Source organism: Helicobacter sp. NHP22-001 (genome assembly GCF_030270165.1).
Lineage (GTDB): Bacteria > Campylobacterota > Campylobacteria > Campylobacterales > Helicobacteraceae > Helicobacter > Helicobacter gastrofelis.
In genome coordinates this window covers 1-18,769 of the sequence record NZ_BSWS01000011.1, presented here as the reverse complement: position 1 = coordinate 18,769, position 18,769 = coordinate 1, and the positions used below count along the sequence as shown (strand labels likewise).

At 48.2% G+C, this 18,769-nt stretch carries 19 protein-coding genes and 1 tRNA gene; 7 read left to right on the top strand and 13 right to left on the bottom strand.

Translation table 11 applies throughout. From position 1 onward, the window contains the following. Positions 1-2: 2 nt before the first annotated feature. From QSJ47_RS07065 to rpsT, 4 genes are all read right to left on the bottom strand, one after another. On the bottom strand, positions 3-497 hold the full coding sequence (locus QSJ47_RS07065) for a YhcH/YjgK/YiaL family protein (protein WP_285602904.1): 495 nt from the start codon (positions 495-497) through the stop codon (positions 3-5). A gap of 61 nt (positions 498-558) precedes the next feature. After that, on the bottom strand, positions 559-1,467 hold the full coding sequence (locus QSJ47_RS07060; RefSeq protein ID WP_285602903.1) for an ACP S-malonyltransferase: 909 nt from the start codon (positions 1,465-1,467) through the stop codon (positions 559-561). A gap of 1 nt (position 1,468) precedes the next feature. Beyond that, a complete protein-coding gene (prfA, locus tag QSJ47_RS07055) occupies positions 1,469-2,536 on the bottom strand; it encodes a peptide chain release factor 1 (protein WP_285602902.1) in 1,068 nt (355 codons plus the stop codon). A gap of 3 nt (positions 2,537-2,539) precedes the next feature. After that, complete coding sequence (gene rpsT / locus QSJ47_RS07050) at positions 2,540-2,815, bottom strand: 30S ribosomal protein S20 (RefSeq protein ID WP_221271547.1); 276 nt, start codon at positions 2,813-2,815, stop codon at positions 2,540-2,542. Between the two features lie 79 nt (positions 2,816-2,894). Here rpsT and glmM point away from each other — a divergent pair, with 79 nt between their 5' ends. The 3 genes from glmM to QSJ47_RS07035 all read left to right on the top strand — a co-directional run bounded on the left by glmM (position 2,895) and on the right by QSJ47_RS07035 (position 4,785). Then, positions 2,895-4,229, top strand: coding sequence for a phosphoglucosamine mutase (gene glmM / locus QSJ47_RS07045; protein ID WP_285602901.1), 1,335 nt, complete (start codon positions 2,895-2,897; stop codon positions 4,227-4,229). Then, complete coding sequence (gene lspA, locus QSJ47_RS07040; protein ID WP_285602900.1) at positions 4,226-4,678, top strand: signal peptidase II; 453 nt, start codon at positions 4,226-4,228, stop codon at positions 4,676-4,678. The genes glmM and lspA overlap by 4 nt, the downstream gene beginning before the upstream one ends. A 31-nt stretch (positions 4,679-4,709) precedes the next feature. Continuing rightward, a tRNA-Val gene (locus tag QSJ47_RS07035) sits at positions 4,710-4,785 on the top strand. A gap of 44 nt (positions 4,786-4,829) precedes the next feature. Here QSJ47_RS07035 and QSJ47_RS07030 read toward each other — a convergent pair. From QSJ47_RS07030 to QSJ47_RS07005, 6 genes are read right to left on the bottom strand one after another with little or no spacing between them, the layout of a single operon-like run. After that, complete coding sequence (locus tag QSJ47_RS07030; RefSeq protein ID WP_285602899.1) at positions 4,830-5,864, bottom strand: glycosyltransferase family 9 protein; 1,035 nt, start codon at positions 5,862-5,864, stop codon at positions 4,830-4,832. Positions 5,865-5,902: 38 nt separating this feature from the next. Next, positions 5,903-8,113, bottom strand: coding sequence for an endonuclease MutS2 (locus QSJ47_RS07025; protein WP_285602898.1), 2,211 nt, complete (start codon positions 8,111-8,113; stop codon positions 5,903-5,905). After that, positions 8,110-8,451, bottom strand: coding sequence for a hypothetical protein (locus QSJ47_RS07020; protein ID WP_285602897.1), 342 nt, complete (start codon positions 8,449-8,451; stop codon positions 8,110-8,112). Before QSJ47_RS07020 ends, QSJ47_RS07025 begins: the two co-directional genes overlap by 4 nt. Beyond that, positions 8,448-9,782 (bottom strand): UDP-N-acetylmuramate--L-alanine ligase, encoded by a 1,335-nt coding sequence (gene murC, locus QSJ47_RS07015; protein WP_285602896.1) that lies wholly within the window; start codon positions 9,780-9,782, stop codon positions 8,448-8,450. Before murC ends, QSJ47_RS07020 begins: the two co-directional genes overlap by 4 nt. Further along, positions 9,776-10,897: a succinyldiaminopimelate transaminase gene (locus tag QSJ47_RS07010; protein ID WP_285602895.1), complete on the bottom strand. Its 1,122-nt coding sequence runs from the start codon at positions 10,895-10,897 to the stop codon at positions 9,776-9,778. Before QSJ47_RS07010 ends, murC begins: the two co-directional genes overlap by 7 nt. Positions 10,898-10,933: 36 nt before the next feature. Then, a complete protein-coding gene (locus tag QSJ47_RS07005; protein WP_285602894.1) occupies positions 10,934-11,077 on the bottom strand; it encodes a hypothetical protein in 144 nt (47 codons plus the stop codon). On the opposite strand from QSJ47_RS07005, the gene QSJ47_RS07000 reads away from it, so the two are divergent. Both QSJ47_RS07000 and QSJ47_RS06995 read left to right on the top strand, forming a co-directional pair. Continuing rightward, on the top strand, positions 11,060-11,512 hold the full coding sequence (locus tag QSJ47_RS07000; protein WP_285602892.1) for a hypothetical protein: 453 nt from the start codon (positions 11,060-11,062) through the stop codon (positions 11,510-11,512). The two genes, QSJ47_RS07005 and QSJ47_RS07000, sit on opposite strands and share 18 nt — an antisense overlap. Next, positions 11,490-12,743: an excinuclease ABC subunit UvrC gene (locus QSJ47_RS06995; protein ID WP_285602891.1), complete on the top strand. Its 1,254-nt coding sequence runs from the start codon at positions 11,490-11,492 to the stop codon at positions 12,741-12,743. Before QSJ47_RS07000 ends, QSJ47_RS06995 begins: the two co-directional genes overlap by 23 nt. A gap of 3 nt (positions 12,744-12,746) precedes the next feature. On the opposite strand, the gene rbp is transcribed toward QSJ47_RS06995, so the two are convergent. The 3 genes from rbp to secA all read right to left on the bottom strand — a co-directional run bounded on the left by rbp (position 12,747) and on the right by secA (position 16,892). Next, positions 12,747-12,992, bottom strand: a complete 246-nt coding sequence (gene rbp, locus QSJ47_RS06990; protein WP_285602890.1) for an RNA-binding regulator — start codon at positions 12,990-12,992, stop codon at positions 12,747-12,749. 86 nt (positions 12,993-13,078) lie between these two features. Then, the gene (locus QSJ47_RS06985; protein ID WP_221271532.1) at positions 13,079-14,311 is read right to left on the bottom strand and encodes an FtsX-like permease family protein; all 1,233 of its coding nucleotides are present in this window, start codon (positions 14,309-14,311) and stop codon (positions 13,079-13,081) included. Continuing rightward, complete coding sequence (gene secA / locus QSJ47_RS06980; protein WP_285602915.1) at positions 14,304-16,892, bottom strand: preprotein translocase subunit SecA; 2,589 nt, start codon at positions 16,890-16,892, stop codon at positions 14,304-14,306. Before secA ends, QSJ47_RS06985 begins: the two co-directional genes overlap by 8 nt. A 93-nt stretch (positions 16,893-16,985) precedes the next feature. Here secA and lolA point away from each other — a divergent pair, with 93 nt between their 5' ends. After that, entirely contained in the window at positions 16,986-17,504 is a 519-nt protein-coding gene (lolA, locus tag QSJ47_RS06975) for a LolA-like outer membrane lipoprotein chaperone (RefSeq protein ID WP_221271530.1), read from the top strand. A 14-nt stretch (positions 17,505-17,518) separates the two neighbouring features. Beyond that, positions 17,519-18,625 carry a UDP-4-amino-4,6-dideoxy-N-acetyl-beta-L-altrosamine transaminase gene (gene pseC, locus QSJ47_RS06970; RefSeq protein WP_285602914.1) on the top strand — a complete coding sequence of 369 codons (1,107 nt, stop codon included), beginning with the start codon at positions 17,519-17,521 and terminating at the stop codon, positions 18,623-18,625. The last annotated feature ends 144 nt before the right edge of the window (positions 18,626-18,769 follow it).

The window sequence follows — 18,769 nt, the reverse complement described above, 5'->3', positions numbered from 1 at the left end:
CTCTACAGCTTGAATTTAATGAGACTGGCAGGGACTTTCACCACAACCTTATAGATAAGACCGGGTTTTTTGGCTTCGGTGGTGTGGGCATCGTTGGGGAATAAGATTGCAAGCATCCCTGCGTGCAAGGGCACTTGGTAGCATAGGCTGTTGTGGGTGTAGGTTTCTTGGTCTTTCTCGGGGTTGTAGGGGGTAAGCACGCTTAAGTCGGTCTTGTCGGCTAGGTGCAAAATCTCACCCCCCATCACCACCAACAAGAAATCCACACATTCTTTATGTGTTTCAAGCGTGCCTAGCTCGGGGCTGTAGACGATCTCAATCGCACACATCCCGCTCCCCAACTCTTTGACCATGGAACTTGCCTGCCTTTGTAATAGGGCTTGGCAAGAGGGGTGTTTGGGGTCGCAAATTTGTTTTAAGTAGGTATAAAGGTTCTCTAACTCTTGGGTTTTAGAAAACAAACTCGCTAAGGAGTCTAATTTACCGATCACCGCCATTGTCTCTCCGAAATCTCAATTAGTGTATAACTTTAGTAAAAAAGCCTAAACAAAGGGCAACTTAAACCGACAAAGCTTCTTTTAAGGTGGTGGTGTCGGTGATGCTGTAAGTGGGCTTGGAACTTAGGCGTTTATTCAAATTTTTTAACACGCTTGTACCAAACTCCACATAAAAAGAGTCTTCCTTTTCACACACGCTGACACAATCGCTGTAACGCACGGGCTGTGTGAGTTGCACGCCTAGACACTCCAAAGCCCCCGCCTTGTCCCTATAGACTTGGGTTGTGGCGTTAGACACCACGCCAAAGCTGTAGCTGTCTTTTAAATGTTGCTCTAGAAGGGCTTTAAAAGGGGCGACCATTGGCTCTAAAAGGGGGCAATGGCTCACGACATTCATGGGCAGTAAGACTAATTTTTTTGCCCCAAAGCTCTTGGACTCTAGGCTTTGTAAATACGCCTTCGCCCCAGCGAGCACAACCTGCCCCCCGTTAAAGTTGGCAGCATAAAGCACCTGCCCGCCCTCTCTAGCCTGCAAACAAAACGCCTCTAAAAGGGCAATGTCCGCCCCCAAAACCGCCAACATGCCCATCTCTTGCCCTAATTTAGCACACACCTCCTCCATCAACCGCCCCCTTTCAAACACAAGCTTTAGGCCATGCTCTAAATCCAAAGCCCCACTCGCCCCATTGGCGCTAATCTCACCCAAAGAATGCCCTAGGGCTAGCTGTGGGCTTTTGCCTCCCTCTTGCTGATAGATCGCATAAGCCATCATAGACACTAAAAAAATGGCACTTTGGGTGTAGGTACTTTGGCCAAGTAGGGGGTTTTCACTCCAAAGCAGTTTTGCCATGTCCGTGTGGAGCTGATCGCTCGCCTTTTCACACATTTGTTTAGCAAGACTAAAGTTATGGCATAGGTCCTGCCCCATGCCAATATGCTGTGAGCCTTGCCCGCCAAAAAGTGCTACCATATTACTCTCCTTGTTGCTCTAAGCCCTGCGCCTGTGCGTGGGCGATCAAGGGTTCGATCACGGGGTCTAAATTGCCTGAGAGCATCAACTCTTCAAGGCTATATAAAGTCAAGTTAATGCGGTGATCGCTTAGGCGGTTTTGTGGGTAGTTGTAGGTGCGAATCCTCTCGCTTCGATCCCCACTGCCCACCTGCATTTTACGGCTGGCGGAGTTAGCCTCTTGTTGCTCCTCAATCTGTTTTTCATACAAGCGGGCTTTTAAAATTTTTAAGGCTTTGTCGCGGTTTTTGTGTTGCGACTTTTCATCTTGCATGGATACGCTGATCCCGGTGGGCACATGCGTGATTCTCACGGCGGAGTCGGTCGTATTCACACACTGCCCGCCATGCCCACCCGCTCTAAAGACTTCAATGCGTAGGTCGCTGGGGTTGATATTCACCTCCACATCATCGACTTCGGGCATGATCGCCACGGTGACGGCAGAAGTGTGGATACGCCCTTGCGACTCGGTTTCGGGGACGCGTTGCACCCTATGTGTGCCCGCCTCAAATTTCAGCCTTGAATACACGCCCTGCCCCTTGATTAAGGCGATCATTTCTTTATACCCGCCCACGCTGTTTTCGCTCGAGCTTACGATCTCCACTTTCCAGTGCTTCAAGTCGGCGTAACGACAGTAAGCCTTAAACAAGTCGCCCACAAAAATCCCCGCTTCATCGCCCCCCGTGCCCGCTCTCAACTCTAAATAAATGTTTTTATTGTCATTGGGGTCTTTGGGGATCAGCAAGATTTTTATGCGTTCCTCTAGGCTCGCTTTCTCCTCCTCTAGGCTCTTAAGCTCTTCTTTGGCAAGTTCGCCTAACTCTTTATCCTCTAGCAGGGCTTTGTTTTCTTGGATGCCCTCTAAAATCTGTAGGTAGGCTTTAGCGGCTTGGGCGAGCTCCTCAATGCCCGCCTGCTCTTTGCTTAAGGCGGTGAGTTGCTTAATGTCGCCTAAAATTTCGGGTTGAGTGAGAGAGTGGGCGAGTGCATCGTAGCGATCGACGATCGCCTGCAGTTTGTTAGACAGCACAGCTTAGGCGGTGGCTAGGACGATCTTTTTCACGCTGGCGTTTAGGCGGGACACTTTCCTAGAAGCGGTGTTTTTCTTTAGAACCCCTTTGCTGACAAACTTATGCAATTCTTTGTTTGCCACTTTCAAAGCGTCTTGGGCTTTAGGCACATCGTGGCTGGCAACGGCTTCTCTCACGGCCTTAATGATGTTTTTAATACGGGTTTTATAAAAGCGGTTGCGCTCAGTGCGCTTGATGGTTTGGCGAATCCTTTTCTCAGCGGACTTATGGTTAGCCACTACTTAATCCTTTTATCAAAAATAATATGGCAGGATTCTATCTAAAAAAGCATTAAAGACTGATTAAATAGGACAAGGCATGGTTTTTGGCACAGATGGGGTGCGGGGCAAAGCGGGCGTGGAGATCACACCCATGTTTGTGATGCGCTTAGGGCTAGCCGCCGGGCTTTACTTCAAAGAGCAGGCCACGAGCAATAAAATTTTAGTGGGTAAGGACACGCGCAGGAGTGGGTATATGATTGAAAATGCCCTTGTGAGTGCCTTGACCTCTGTGGGTTACGATGTGATGCAAATCGGGCCCATGCCCACCCCTGCCATTGCGTTTTTGACAGAGAACATGCGTTGCGATGCGGGGGTGATGATCAGCGCAAGCCATAACCCTTTTGAAGACAATGGCATTAAGTTTTTTGACCGCTTTGGGGATAAACTCCAGCGGCAGAGCGAAGAAGAGATTGAAAAAATCTTTGACGACACGAAGCGGCTTGAGAGCAGTTGTCAGTGCGGGGTGGCGATCGGCAGTTCTAAGCGCATTGACGATGTGATCGGGCGTTACATCGTGCATTTAAAAAACTCTTTTCCTAAACACCTAAGCCTGCAGGGCATGCGTATTGTCATAGACACGGCAAATGGCGCGGGGTATAAGGTCGCCCCCATTGTCTTTAGCGAGCTAGGGGCAGATGTGATTGTCATCAACGATGAGCCCAATGGGAGCAATATCAACGCGCAATGTGGCGCACTCTACCCTTTGGAGCTGAGCCAAGAAGTCAAACGCTATCGGGCGGATTTAGGTATTGCTTTAGATGGGGATGCGGATCGGCTCGTGGTGGTGGATAATTTGGGCGAAGTGGTGCACGGGGATAAACTCATTGGGGTCTTAGCCACCTACCAACAACAAAAGGCAAAGCTAGCGCACAACCAAATCGTGGTAACCACCATGAGTAATCTAGCCCTGCAAGCCTACTTAGAAAAGCAGGGCATCGCTCTTGTGCGCTGTGGGGTGGGCGATAAACTCGTGCGTAAAAGCATGCAAGAGCATAAAATCAACTTCGGAGGGGAGCAAAGCGGACACATCATTTTTGGCGACTATGCCAAAACGGGCGATGGGATCATGAGTGCCTTGCAAGTGGCTGCGTGTGTGATTGAGAGCAAGAAGCCTAGCAATAAGGTGCTAAACCCCTTTGAGCTGCACCCGCAAATCCTAGAAAATGTGCGCATCAAGCACAAAAAACCCTTAGAGCAAATCCCCGGCTTTAACGAGCTCATCGGTAGCCTAGAGCAAGAGGGCTTGCGCCATTTGATCCGCTACTCGGGCACAGAGAATATTTTACGCATTTTGCTAGAAGGGGAGCAACAAGCCCATTTAGAGAAAAGGGCGCAAGAGTTGCAAGCGTTTTTTAAAGAGCATTTGACTTGAAGGGGGCTTTAAAATTTTGGCTAGTCTTTGGTTTAGCCATTGTCGCCGATCAAATTGTCAAGCAATTTATCTTGCATGGCACACGTTATGAAGGTTCCGTGATTTCTATTGTGCTTGCCTATAATGAAGGCGTGGCGTTCTCCATGCTCCACTTCTTAGGGGCGTGGCTCAAATACCTACAAGTGGTCTTGCTTGTGGGACTTGGGGTGTTTTTATGGCGACAAAAGGCGTTTTTTAAAGAAAATACCCTACCTTTTGGGCTGATTTTAGGGGCGGGGGCTTCTAATGTGCTCGATCGCTTCGTGCATGGACATGTGATCGATTATGTCTATTGGCATTATAAATTTGACTTTGCGATCTTCAACCTTGCCGATGTGCTGATAGATGTAGGCGTGGGGCTTTTGATTTTAAAGAGCTTTAAGGCAAAAGACAAACAAAGTAAGGTATAATGCCCGCTTTTATCAACCCCTACAAAGTTATGGTCGCGTAGCTCAGTTGGTAGAGCACTACCTTGACATGGTAGTGGTCGTTGGTTCGAGTCCAATCGTGGCCACCATTTTTAAATCTTACTTGCACCAAGTTTCTCTTGTTTGTTGAAGCCTAGTTCTTTAGTTGTTTTTGGATAAATGTAATGATTTGCTCTAGAATCTCAGGGATTTTGATTAAGGACGAGTCCATGTCTTGCGTGGCGTCTATGGCGTGAGGCATAAAAGCCAAATGTTTGGCAGATGCATTGATGGGTTGCCACCGCAGAGCGGCTGTAGTGGAAGGGTAAAAGGCGCAAGTGGGGATGTCTAAGGCGGAGGCTAGGTGCAAAGGTCCCGTGGATGCTGAGATGAAAAACTGAGCGCACGCCAAAGAGCGGGCAAAGTCGAGCATGCCCTCGTTTTTGTCGTAGATAATGATATTGGGATGGTTGATTTTTTGGGCAAGTTCTTTGGTGTTTTGGCTCTCATTAGGTCCTGCACTTAAAATCACTTGTATCTTTAAACCCTCCAAAAGCCCCCTTATAAGTTTTACCCATTGGCTGCTAGAAAGATTGGGTGAGGAGCCTCCCGTGCCCGTGTGGACAAATACCCACGCCTTGCTAGGATCTAATTTTAATTCCTGCACCAATTTATCCGCTTGGACTTTGATTTCTGAGTCTGTGAAACCTAGATAGGGCGAGCCTTTGGGCTCGACAACAGGGATATTTTGCAAGGCAAGAAAATGTCTAGCTAAATCAAGATTGTAAGCAAACTCCTGTTTAATGGAGAGAGAACGGCGTTGGCGTAGGCGGTGGGTTTGAAAAAAGTATGGGATGAGTTTCGTGGCGGGGGCTAAACGAAAGGGGATCCCCGCTTTGTAAAATAAAAAAGCATTGTAGATAGTGGAGAAAAAGCTGATGACGGCGGGGAAGCGATGCGCCTTGATGTCCTCTAGGGTCTGTTTTTTGGCTTTTCTGCTGGCATAGCGACCTGCGTCCACCACCACGCCGTCTAAATAGGGGCAATGGCGGGCAAGCTCGGCTGTGTAGCTGGGCACAAGTGCAATGAGCTTGGTCTGTGGCATGGAAGCTTTAAGCATGGCAAAGGCAGGCCACGCCAGGACAAAATCGCCTAATTTATCATTGCGTACAACCAACAGCTTATCCATGTGAGTTCCTTTTTGATGATAGTTAATTTAAATGAAATCTATAATTTCACAACCTGTGCACCGGAGCCGCCGAGATTGTAGGGGGCATCGCTAAAGTCTAGGACTTTGGGGTGTTTTTTAAGCCACTCTCTTAGGGCGTTTCGTAAAATCCCCTTGCCCTTGCCATGCACGATCAACACCTCTTCAAAGCCCGCTAAAAGGGCGTTTGCTAAGAAGTCTTGGGCTTGCTCTAGGGCTTCTTGGGTGTCTAGCCCGCATAAATCTAAACGCATTTGCCCCTTAGCTTGGGGTTTTTGTTTGATTTGCACTTGGGGCTTGGGGGCTTGGGGCTTGGGTTTTAGTTTTAGACTTTCAGCTTTGACTTTAATTTTAAGCCCATTTTCTAGGGCAACGCTGTAAAGCCCCCCGCTAGTGCCCACAATCTCCCCGCTTAACTTGCCATAGGCCACAAAGTCACCCACTTCTAGGCTCTTGTTTTCTTTAAGGGTGGGGGGGGCTTTGGGGCGTTGTAGGCTCTTTTGGATGGCTTGGATTTGCTGGTGGGCGTGGCTGGTGTTGTGGCTTTGGCTAAACTCTCTAATCGCCTCTTGCATTTGCTTTAAGGCTTTGGAGTAGCTCTGCTCTAGAGCGTGTTGTTCTTGCTCTCTTTGCTTTTGTGCCTCTTGGATTTTTCTTAGCTTTTCTTGGTAGCCTCTTTCGTGGGCTTCTTTGGCTTCTTGTAATTCTTGTTGCTTGGCTTGCAATTCTTGCTCTAGCACGCAGGTGCGTTCGATCAAGGCGTTTAAGTTCTCTTGCTCGGTGCCATAAAGCTCTTTAGCCTCTGCGACAAGCTCAAGGGGCACGCCATAACGCAAGGCGGTTTCAAAGGCGTAACTTTTGCCAATGAGCCCAGCGGTGAAGGTGTAGGTGGGCATTTGGGCGTTGTGGTCGTAATTGGCGGCTAAGAGTTGCACGGCGGGGTTCTTGGCTAAAAGCAGGGCTAGGTGTTTGTGGTGGGTCGTTACCACGATTTTCGCCCCCTCTTTGATGAGCTTTTCTAAAAGGGCTTTGTAAAGGCAACTTGCCTCAGATGCGTCTGTGCCTAGCTCAATTTCGTCTATGCCCAGCAAAAGATTAGGGGTGTTTAGGGCGTGGGCAAAGTCGAGCATGCGCCCGGCAAAAGTAGAGATGTCATTTTGGCTGTTTTGTGGGTCGCTGATGATGGCTTGGATGTTTTCAATGTAGGGGATTTTAGAGTGGTGGGGGTTGATTTTAAAGGGCAGGAAGTGTTTAGCCAGCCACACGCTGGCAAGCAGGGATTTTAACAGCATGGTCTTGCCCCCCGTATTCACGCCTGTAACGAGTAACAAAGGGTGGTTAAAATCCACGCTCAAGGGTTTGGGCTCTTTTAAATTCGGGTGGGCGAAGTCTTTTAAGATGAATTGCCCGCTGACATTGGGCTTGATGAAGTTTAGCCCCAAACTTTTAGCAAAGCTAATGCGTGCTTGCAGGTGGTCTAAGTAGTCAAATTGCTTGTCAAAGAAACGCAAAAAGAGATATAGGGGGCGTAGTTTTGTGCTCCATAGGGTGCAGATTTGTTGCAAGCAGTTTTCTATCTCGGTGCGGGTTTCTTGGATTTTATGGCTTAAGGTTTTTGCCTCCAAAGGCTCGATGTAGAATTGTCCGCTGTGCGAGCGGGCAATCACTATGCCCTTAAACACGCTAGAAAAGCCGGGCTTAAGCAGCAGGGTTTCAATGCCTTGCACCAAATGCACTTGGCGATCGACTAAATAGGGCTCTAAAGACTTTTGCCCCAAAATTTGGCTAAAGATTTTTTGTTGGGATTTTTTAAGCCTCTCTAGGCTCTCTTGGTGTGCGTCTAGCTCGGGGTAAAATCCGCTTTTAAAGCCCGCCTCCTCTCGCATTTGGGTTTCTAATTGCAACAACTCTTGGGGGATGTTTAGCTCTTGTAAATAGGCGTAAAGGGCGGGGGATTTGGGGGGCACTTGTTTTTTTAGGCGTAAAAAATAGCGGGTGATTTGGATAAAGGCAAACAACGCCTCCAAGTGCAACACCCCGCCTTTTTTAAAGGATTTTAAAGGCTCGTTTAAGGGGGGCAAGGGTGGGGGTGGGGCAAGCTCTAAGCTCTCTAACTCTTGCAAATGTGCCCATGTGTGCTCGGGGAAGTTAAAGGCAATGTCTTTAGGGCGGGCTAGAAAGCGTTTGAACTGCTCTAAAAAGGGGGCTAAATCTAGCTTAGTGGCGATCATGGGGTGTTTTTACAGCTTTGCAAATCCACAAGCACGCCTTGCATGGGGGTGTTTTGTTTGCCTAGAAAACTTAAAGTCCCACTCACTAGGCTAAAATCCTTTTGGCTCACCTGCACCCCATTGCAATCCAGCACCACGCCCCTTAAAAACTCCCTTTGCAGGGCAACTTGCTCTTTATTGATTAAATCTTGCTGGTAGGTGTAAATCCCTAGCCCTGTGGCAAGCCCCCCTAAAAACAGCACCACCACGACTTTTTGCTTAAACCCCCGCCCAAAGAAGTCTTTGAGTAAAAACCACAATAAAACAAGGACTAAACCTAGAACAATCCACCCGCTCATAAATCCCCCCTAAGTTGCGTGGTGATGTCGCCCGCCCCAAAGCCGATGGCAAGCCCCTTGTTAAGGGTGCGGATTTTCACCCCTTGCACGAACAGCTCTAACCCCTCTTTGCTCCGCCAAAGGCGGTCTATAAAAGTGGGTTGCAAATGCCCGAACAAGGCTTGCATGTCTAGCTCTCTAGGGGTTTCGCCCGCCCGCCACACGGGCAAGATGTAAAGCTGGCTGACGATGGGGTGGTTAAAGCACTCTTGAAAGCCCTTTAAATTGTCAAACAAGCGGGAGTATTTATGCGGTTGCCAAAACACCACCGCGTCTTTGAGCCCCTTTAAGTCGGCGTAGGTTTGCAGAGCCTGCAGGGTGGCATTAATTTCGGTGGGGTGGTGGGCGTAGTCGTCTATGAGTACAAAGTTGCCCTTTTGCAAGATATCAAAGCGTTTTTTAATGCCCTTGAAGTCCAAAAGGTTTTTTCTTAACTCCTCTAGGGGCAGTTCGTTTAAGGCGGCTAAAATCGCTAGGCTGGCGTTGCTGGCGGTGTGTGCGCCTAATCCCCACACCTCAAACGCCCCATAGTCTTTCAGCCTAAAGCGGGTGTAGGGCTCGTCCTCTTTTAAAAAGTATTCAATCTCGCTGATGTCCTTAGCGGGGTCTAGGCGGATGGCTTCTAGCTCTAAGCCCTTTAAAAAGGGGTCTTCTACATTGATGACACGCCTTTGTGCCATTTGTATAAAGTCGGTGTAGGCTTGATAAAACGCCTTCAAATCGTAGTCATACCCCTCTAAATGCTCCACCTCAGCGTTAGTAACCAACGCACAATAGGGGTTGGAGCTTAAAAAGCTTTGATCCGACTCGTCTGCTTCAAACACCAAACTAGGGCTTTGGCTCTCTCTCACATTTGAGCCAAAGGCTTTAGACGCTGCCCCAATGATCGCCCCAAAATGGGGCAATAAGGCGGCTAGCATGGCACTTGTCGTGCTCTTGCCATGTGCTCCGCACACACTAAACACCCTCTTATCGCCCAAAATATACTCTAGTGCTCGCTTGCGTGAGAGGATCACGCAATTTTTCTCCATCGCCGCCACGATTTCGACATTATCCACCTTGATGATGGCAGAGTGGATCACCACCTCTTGGTCGGTGAGTGCGCTCGGGTTGTGGGGGATAGTGATAGGGATACCCAAACTCTCTAGGTAGTCGGTGATGTAACTTTTGGCGATGTCCGAGCCGCTGATCACCGCCCCTTGTGCCTTTAAATACTTGGCTAACCCCGAAATGCCAATCCCCCCGATGCCGATGAAGTGGATTTTATAGGTGTGGATGGGGCGATCTAGCATAAATAGCTATCTAGGGCGTTTTTAAGGGCGTTTAGGGCGGGGGCTAGGCTCTCAGGGGCATACACCAAAGCCACCCGCACAAAGTCCTTTGTGTGTGGGCTATTGCCATAGCCTAGAAAGTCCCCGGGTAGGACTTTTATCCCCTCAGTGGTGTAAAGGTGCTTGGTAAATTCTTGCCCCTCGCGCACCTCCAGCCACACATAAAAGCTTGTGGGATAAATTGGCACGCCCAAAATCTCTTGGGCGAGGTTTAGGTTTTTGGCGTAAATATGGCGGATGTGCTCTTGGGATTTTAAGTCTAGCCAGCCTACGGCACTGGCGTGTTGCAATGGTAGGGGCAAGGCACAACCGCTGTAACTTCTAAAGACTTGGTAGGGCTTTAAAATAGTAGCGTCCCCGGCAATGTAGGCACTTCTAAGCCCCGGTGCGCTTAAAGTCTTAGAGAGGGAGTTGATGGCAAGGACATTTTTAAAATCTGTGTTGCCCACTTCCATGCACGCTTGCAAGATCGAAGGGGGGGGCGTTTGGGCGTAAATGTTGCTGTAACACTCGTCATTGACTAAGAGAAAATCCTCGTCAAGGGCTTTTAGCACCCACTCTTTCAACTCTTCTAAGTCTAAAGTCCGCCCTGTGGGGTTGTTGGGCGAGTTTAAGATGACTAAATCCGCCTCTTGCTCTAAAGTGGGCGTGAAGTTATTTTCTGGGCTTAAATCCATCAAGACCACCTGAGCGCGCGCCACCCGTGCACTAGCTAAATACACTTGATAAAAGGGATTGGCAAAAGCCATAATGGGAGCTTCTTTGTCGTGTAGGTAGAAAATAGGCAGGCTAAAGAGCACTTCTTTAGAGCCAAAGGTGGGGATGATTTGCTCTTTAGACAGCTCCACACCAAAGCGTTTTTTCACAAATGCCATTTGTGCCTCTTTTAAAAAATCCTCCCCACTGCTTTTAGGGTAAAAGCGCAACTCGTGGGTGTGGGCTTTTAAGGTTTCTTGCACACTAAGGGGGGTTTCAAACTGCGGTTCACCGATGGACAAATCTAAGGGGGCATTTGCCCCCCTCTTGCAGTCTTTCAATAGCTCTCGTAGGCGCTCAAAGGGGTAGGGCTCAAACATACAATTCTCCACTAAAAACGCCCATTATACCTAAATCTACTCCTCTTGGATGGTGTGGTTGGTTGTGGGAGATTGGGGCTTTGTGGCAGGGGGTTTGTTGGTCTTGTAAAAAGGCGGGGCTTTAAAGCCACAGCCGGATAGCAAACATGCTAAAATACATACATGAAAAACGCGCAACATATCTTCTCCCAACTTTTGCAACGACCCGACTTCACCCTCCTAAAAGTGCGCCTGCAACTTGATAAATTAAAATTGTATTTACCCGATGGCATTCGGGTCGGTTTGCGCTCCATTGTAATGAAAAATTCTAAACTCTTGCTTGTCTTCAAGCACCCAAGCGCTTACAATTACTTCAACGGGCAAAAGGGCCACTTCGCCCCCACCCTCTTAAACGCTGCACAAAAGCTAGATATACCCATCAAGCCCACAGAAGTGCAGGGCTATTTGCCAAGGCGTATCCAACAAAGCTTTGAAACTACGCCCCCAAAACTCTACTACCACGAGCGCGCTAGGGGCGACTTTGAAAACCCCTTTAAAGACCCTGAGCTAAGAGCCATTTTAGAAAATATCCGCACTTGCATTAAAAAACACCATGCAAGCACAGAGCCTAAGTAATCTCCCCACTACAAGCGGGGTTTATCTGTATTTTGATGCTAAAGATGATTTGCTCTATGTGGGCAAAGCCAAGAATTTACAAAAGCGCGTTTTGAGTTACTTTAGAGTGCTGGATGGGCAGGTGATGCCAAATTCTAAAAATAGCGTCCGTATCCAGCGTATGGTGAGCCAAATCGCCTATTTGCAAGTGCAAACCACACATAGCGAAGAAGAAGCCCTGCTGTTAGAAAACAAACTCATTAAAACCAAACAACCCAAATACAATATCCTCTTAAAAGACTCCAAAACCTACCCCTACATTTGTATCGATTTACGCAAACCCTACCCCACCTTAGAGCGCACAAGAGAGCCCCTAGAGGGGCACAAGTGCTTTGGCCCCTTTAGCCTAGCCTCTTTAGAGCTCTTAGAGAGTGTGCAAAGTTTGATCCCCCTAGTGCAAAGCAAGAGCTGTTTAAAGGGCAAAAAGCCCTGCATTTTTCACCAAATGGGGCGTTGTTTAGCCCCTTGCAGTGGCAAAGTGAGCCCACAAGATTATGCCCCCCTTGTTAAAGAAGCTCTAGATCTACTAGAACATAAAGATAAATTATGTGCTCGGCTTAAAGAACGCATGCGTATCCTAGCCACGCAAGAGCGTTTTGAAGAGGCGGCGATTTTTAGGGATTATTTGCAAGCGGTGCAAACCTTGCTAAAACGCACAGAACAACCTGAAGTGCAAATGGGGCTTGCCTTGCAAGAGCTCTTGGAGCTTAGCAAACCGCCTAAACGCATTGAGGTGTTTGATGTGAGCCACCATGCCCAAAGTGCGTGCGTGGGGGGGATGGTCGTGTGGTCTAGGGGCAAGTGGCTTAAAAGCGCGTATCGGCGCTACAGCCTTGCAGGCACAGACGAATACGCCCAAATGCACGAAATGCTAGAAAGACGCATAAAACAAGGGGGCTTGCCCGATTTATGGCTCTTAGATGGCGGGCGCGCCCAAGCCCTGCTGGCTACACAGATTTTAGAAAGTTTGGGGGTTAGTGTGGCGGTCATCGCTTTGGCGAAAGAAAAGGCGCACAAGCGGGCTAAGCGGGGGGGAGGGGATGTGGCGGATGTCATCTATAGTGTTTCGCAGACTTGGAAGCTAAAGGCGCAGGATGTGCGGCTGCAATTTTTACAAAATTTGAGAGACGAAGCACACCGCTTTGCGCTCGCCTACCATAGGCTCAAAAAGCGCAAAGCCTTTTTGGGTTAGGGTTTATTTACGGGGGTTTGCCTCAGTAACCCGAATGGTGCGTCCCATAAAATCCGTGTTGTCTAACTTGGCGATGGCTTGCTGTGCGCCCTCGTCTTCCATTTCCACAAAGCCAAACCCTTTAGGTCTTTTGGTTTCGCGATCCTGGATCAACTTCACAGAGTTTACAGCACCAAATTGGCTAAAGAGTTCCTCAACCTCCTGATTTGTTGCGCTATAAACCAAATTCCCTACATAAATGCTCTTCAAGGCGTTTCTCCACTAGATTTAGTCCTGTTAAAATAAACGAGGAACGAGCTCATTCTAACACAAAGCAACTTAATAATGGTAAATGACTACTCATTACGCAAAATCGCCAATGCATCTACACCTGCCGCCTTGCGGGCTGGATAGTGCGATGATAGGGCGACAATCACAAGCGCACCAATGAGGGTGCTGAAAAAATCCACAGCCGACAAATCTAGGGGCAGTCTGTTAATGCCATAAACATCGGCGGGTAGGGAGATGATGGGAAAGGTGGCAAGCACCCACAGCACTAAAAAGGCTAGGAGCACGCCTAGCACAATCCCCCCCACGCCAATCACTGAGCCCAAAGCAAAAAAGCTCTTTTGGATTTCTTTAGTGGTTGCACCAAGACTAAGCAGTAAGGCGATCTCTTTACGGCGGTTCATCACCACCATTAACAGCGAGCTGATGATATTGAGGCTTGCCATGAGGATGATCAGCATCAACACAATGAAAAGGGCGCGCTTTTCTAAAGCCATGGCCGAAAAGAAGTTGCCATTTTGTTGCCACCAGCCCTCAATGTCCACGCCATTGTTAGGGATTTCTTTAAGGGTTTGTTTGATCTTCTCCATGTCTTGCATGGGGTGCTTAGAGTAAATGTGCACGCCATCATACACCCCCTCGGGCAAATCCCTAATCGCTTGCAAAGCTTGTATGTTCGTGTATAAATAACTGCCATCATAGGCTTTAAGCCCCGATTCAAAAAAGCCCTTCAAGCTAAAGCGTTTCATGGTTGGGGAGAGCACAAAACCCGTGGGCTCTAACTTGGTGAAAAATAAATCAATGCTGTGTGTGTTGCCTAAAAGTAGCGAGTCTTTAAAGCCCTTGCCTGCCACCAAATTAAAGGGGGTTTGCCTGAAAGCTTGTAAATTGACCCCATTTAAGCCTTTTTTTAAAATGTTGTTGATCTGCACCTCTTTTTGCATGTCCACGCCAAAGAGCATACCCCCACTTAACATGCCATTAAAGCGCGCCACAACTTGGCTTTGCAAATAGGGGCTAAAGCGTAAGTGCGGGAAGCGCTGCTCTAGGGCGTTTAAGGTCTTTTGCTCTATGCCATAGTAGCTTGTGGCGTAGAGCGTGAGCGGGTAGTTCATCACAAAGAGTTTCTTTTCAAACTCTGCATTCATACCATTCATGATCGCCATGGCCACGATGAGCACCATCACCCCCACCGCCACCCCCAAAAAGGCTAGAATCGCGGTGATGCTAATGAAAGGTTGGGTCTTGTCAAAGCGCAAATAGCGGCGCACCAAAAACGCCACTAACGAAGTGCTAGGCATCCGTGGGTTTATTGTTGGTGGCAAAAATCCCTTTTTTAGGTCCACTCTTGCCATGGCAATTTTTATATTTTTTGCCACTGCCGCAAGGGCAGGGGCTGTTGCGGGCGATGGTCTTGGGCTTGGCCTCGTTCCAACTGTTTAGCCCCTCCTCAATGTCTTGGTTGTTGAAGTTCAGCTCTAGTTGGTCGCCCTCTAGACCACTTAAAAAGCGCTCGGTGTCCTCTGGGGTGTTGGCGACCAGCTCAAGTTTATAAAAGGTGCGGATCGCCTCTATTTTAATGGAGTCGATGAGCTCTAAAAAGAGGTTGTAGCTCTCTTTTTTATACTCCACTAAGGGGTCTTTTTGGTTATAGCCTCGAAGCCCGATGCCCGTTTTCAAGTTGTCCATCGTGTAGAGGTGTTCGCGCCATGCGTTGTCCAGTATCTGCAGATACACCACCCGCTCGATTTTATTCAAATCCTGCACATGCGCCATTTTGGAGGCATACTCTGTCTCTAGAGCTTCTAAAATGAAGTTTTCCACAGAGACAAAATCGCGCTCTTGCAGAGGGGTAAAGTCAATAGTGGTGTTGAAGTCCTCTTGCAAGGCTTGCTTGGCGTTTTCTAAATCCTCGTCTGAAAAGTCCTGCTCTTTAAAGGCTTGGTTGTTCTCTAAAATGCACGCCACAGCATATTGGCGGTTCTCGGCAATGCGTGCGCCGATGTCGTAGTTTTCATCCAAAAGCTCGTTGCGGAATTTATACACCGTCTTGCGCTGCTCGTTGGCGACATCGTCGTATTCTAGTAGGTGTTTGCGGCTCTCAAAATGCAGAGCCTCTACTTTCTTTTGGGCGTTCTCCACAGAGCGGGTTACTAATTTAGACTCGATGTATTCGCCATCTTGTAGACCGAGTTTCTCCATCACCCCCTTGATCCGATCGCTGCCAAAGATTCTAAGCAAGCCATCCTCAAGGCTCAAGTAAAATTGGCTCACCCCCGGATCGCCCTGCCTGCCAGAACGCCCCCTTAGCTGGTTGTCGATCCTACGGCTTTCATGCCGCTCGGTGCCGATGATGTAAAGCCCGCCCAAGTCCTTAATCTCTTGGTTGATCTTAATGTCCACGCCCCGCCCCGCCATGTTCGTGGCAATGGTTACAGCCCCCTTAAGTCCCGCATCTTTAATGATCTCTGCCTCTTTGGTGTGCTGTTTGGCGTTTAGCACCGTGTGGGGGATGCGCTCTTTTTGGAGTAGAGCGTGCAAAGCCTCGCTTTTTTGGATGCTCGCCGTGCCGACCAAAACAGGCTGACCTATTTTGTGCAACTCTTTAATCTTAGCCACCACCGCTTCAAACTTCTCCCGCTCGCTTTTATAGATGAGGTCGTTTAAATCCTTGCGCTGGATGGGTAAATTCGTAGGCACAGACACGACTTCTAAATTATAAATTTCTAAAAACTCAGTCGCCTCTGTCTGCGCTGTGCCTGTCATGCCTGAGAGTTTGTCATACAATCTAAAGTAGTTTTGAAAAGTGATGTCGGCTAGGGTTTGGCTCTCTTCTTTAATGCCGACCTTTTCTTTCGCCTCCAAAGCTTGGTGCAAGCCCTCGCTAAAACGTCTGCCCTCACTCAAACGCCCCGTAAATTCATCCACAATCACCACCTCCCCATTGGCGACTACATAATCCTTATCCCGTGCAAAGAGATAATGCGCTTTAAGGGCTTGATCGAGGTGGTGGGATAAAATCGCATTTTCCAAGCTGTAAAGATTGTCCACGCCAAAGAGCTCTTCTGCCTTTTTAATGCCCTCTTCGGTGATTAAAATCACGCGGTTTTTTTCATCAATCGTAAAATCCACCTCAACTTGCATGTTCTTAGCGACATTGTCCGCCCTTTCGTAATTCTCCATGCGTTTATTCACGGGGCCAGAGATGATTAAGGGCGTGCGGGCCTCATCGATCAAAATCGAATCCACCTCATCCACAATCGCAAAGGCGTGTTCTTTCTGCACCTTTTGCTCTAGGGAGTATTTCATGTTGTCTCTTAGATAGTCAAAGCCAAATTCGTTATTCGTGCCATAGACAATGTCATTTGCGTAAATCTCAAGCCGCTCTTCATCACCCACGCCCCCCGTAACCACCCCCACGCTGTAACCCAAAAAGTTATACAAGGGTTGCATTTGGGTCGCGTCCCTTTGGGCAAGGTAGTCATTCACCGTTACCACATGCACGCTGTGTCCGCCAAGAGCATTCAGGGCAACCGCTAAAGTCGCCACTAAAGTTTTGCCCTCGCCTGTTTTCATCTCGGCGATTTTACCCTCGTGCAAGACCATCCCCCCAATGAGCTGCACATCAAAGTGGCGCATGCCTAAAATCCGCCTAGAAGCCTCCCTAGTGATCGCAAAACTCAAGGGCAAAACCTCTTGTAAGTCCTTCTCTCCCTTTTGCACCGCCTCTTTCAAGCCAAAAAAGCGTTGTTGCAATGCGTCATCGCTTAAGGCCTGCACTTCAGCCTCTAGGGCGTTGATCTCTGCCACCCGTTTTTGGTAGCGTTTGATCTCTCGTTGGTTCTTTGTGCCTATAATTTTACCCAGCACGGTTTTTATCATTCCAAGCATCCCTCAAATCCCAAGGATAATGTCTTTTTGCATAAGTGCAAATTTTAACAAAATTTTGTAAAATTCCCCATAAAAAGAGAGTACATGCGCGCCTATCTGTTTGTCCTTTGTTTCCAGTTTTTAGTTTCTGCTCCCTTGCAGTTTGCTAGCCTAAGCGCCCACTTTAAGCAGGTGGTGCTGGGCACAACCCCCTCGCCCATCAATCCCACCTATGAGGGGCAAATTTTAGCCAAGATCCCCTTTTTTGCTAGGTGGAGCTACACCAAGCCCAGCCCTAAAGAGGTCTATATGCAGGACAAGCAAGTCATCATCTACGAGCCAAGATTACTACAAGCCACCTATACGAAATTAAACAAAGCCCTAAATTTCTTTGCCATCCTTAAAAAAGCCGAGCGGCAAAAAGACGGGCGTTACAAAGCCAAGATCAACCACACCATCTACTACCTGACCCTAAAAAACGGCTTGCCCTATAAACTCAACTACACCGATAAAATGCAAAGCCAAGTTCAGATCACTTTTAGCCAAGTGAAAACAAACATCCCCCTAGCCCCTAGCCTCTTTCAATTTACCCCCCCCGCCGGCATTGAAATCATCAAGCAATAGGAATTTTCTTGGCAATCAACCCCTACAGCACACAATGTATCGACACAGACGACTTAAAAGCGGTGCAACAAGCCTTGCAAGGGGCGCATTTGGCGCAGGGCCCTTTAGTGGAGAAGTTTGAAAGGGCGTTGGCGGATTACTTGGGCGTAAAGCATGTCGTGGTTTGCACGAACGCCACGAGTGCGCTTTTCATGCTCTATCAGGCATTAGACTTAGCCCACTCTAAAGCCATCACCACGCCCCTAAGTTTTGTGGCGACCACGAACATGCTCTTAGCGACCAAAGCCACACCCATTTTTTGCGACATAGGGCAAAATGGCAACATTGACCCCGCACTTTTAGAAAATTGTTTGCAAGAGGGAGTGAAGGCGGTGGTGAGCGTGGATTATGGGGGGGCGAGCGTGGATATTCCTGCCATTAAAGCCTTTTGCGCTAGGCATGGCTTGCTTTTTATCAGTGATAGCTCACACGCCTTTGGGGGGGAGTATGCGGGCGTGAAAATCGGCGCACTTGCCGATGCGAGCGTGTTTAGCTTCCACGCCATTAAATCCATCACCACCGCCGAGGGCGGGGCAGTTGCCACGAACGACCACGCTCTTTATCAGCGACTCAAACTGCTCATCTCCCATGGGGTGGAAAAAGACGGCTGGGACACACAGGTGCAAAGCCTAGGCTTTAACTTTCGCATGAATGAATTACAAGCTGCTTTGGGGCTAAGCCAGCTTAAAAAAGTGGATACCTTCATCGCTAAAAGAGAAGAAATTGCTTGCTTGTATGACAACTTGTTTAAAGACAACCCCTATTTTACTTGTTTGCACGCCAAATTAAGCCCCAAAGTTAAAAGTGCCAACCATTTATACCCCATTTTGCTAAAACCCTTTTTGTGGGGGCGAAAAACCCAAATCTTAGACGCACTTTTACAAGCCCAAATGGGCGTGCAGGTGCACTACAAGCCCATACACACCTTTAAACTCTACGAAAATCTACTAGGCAAGCAGTCCCTACCTAAAGCCGAGAGTTTCTATAAAGCTGAAATCTCTTTACCCTGCCACCAAAAAATGAGTTTAGCTCTTGCTAAGCACACCGCCCAAACTTTATTGGAAATTTTGGGGCGATTTTGAGTGCATTTTAAGAGTGGTTTAAAAAATAATATGCCACAATCCACAATCCACAATCCACAATCCACAATCCACAATCCACAATCCACAATCCACAATCCACAATCCACAATCCACAATCCACAATCCACAATCCACAATCCACAA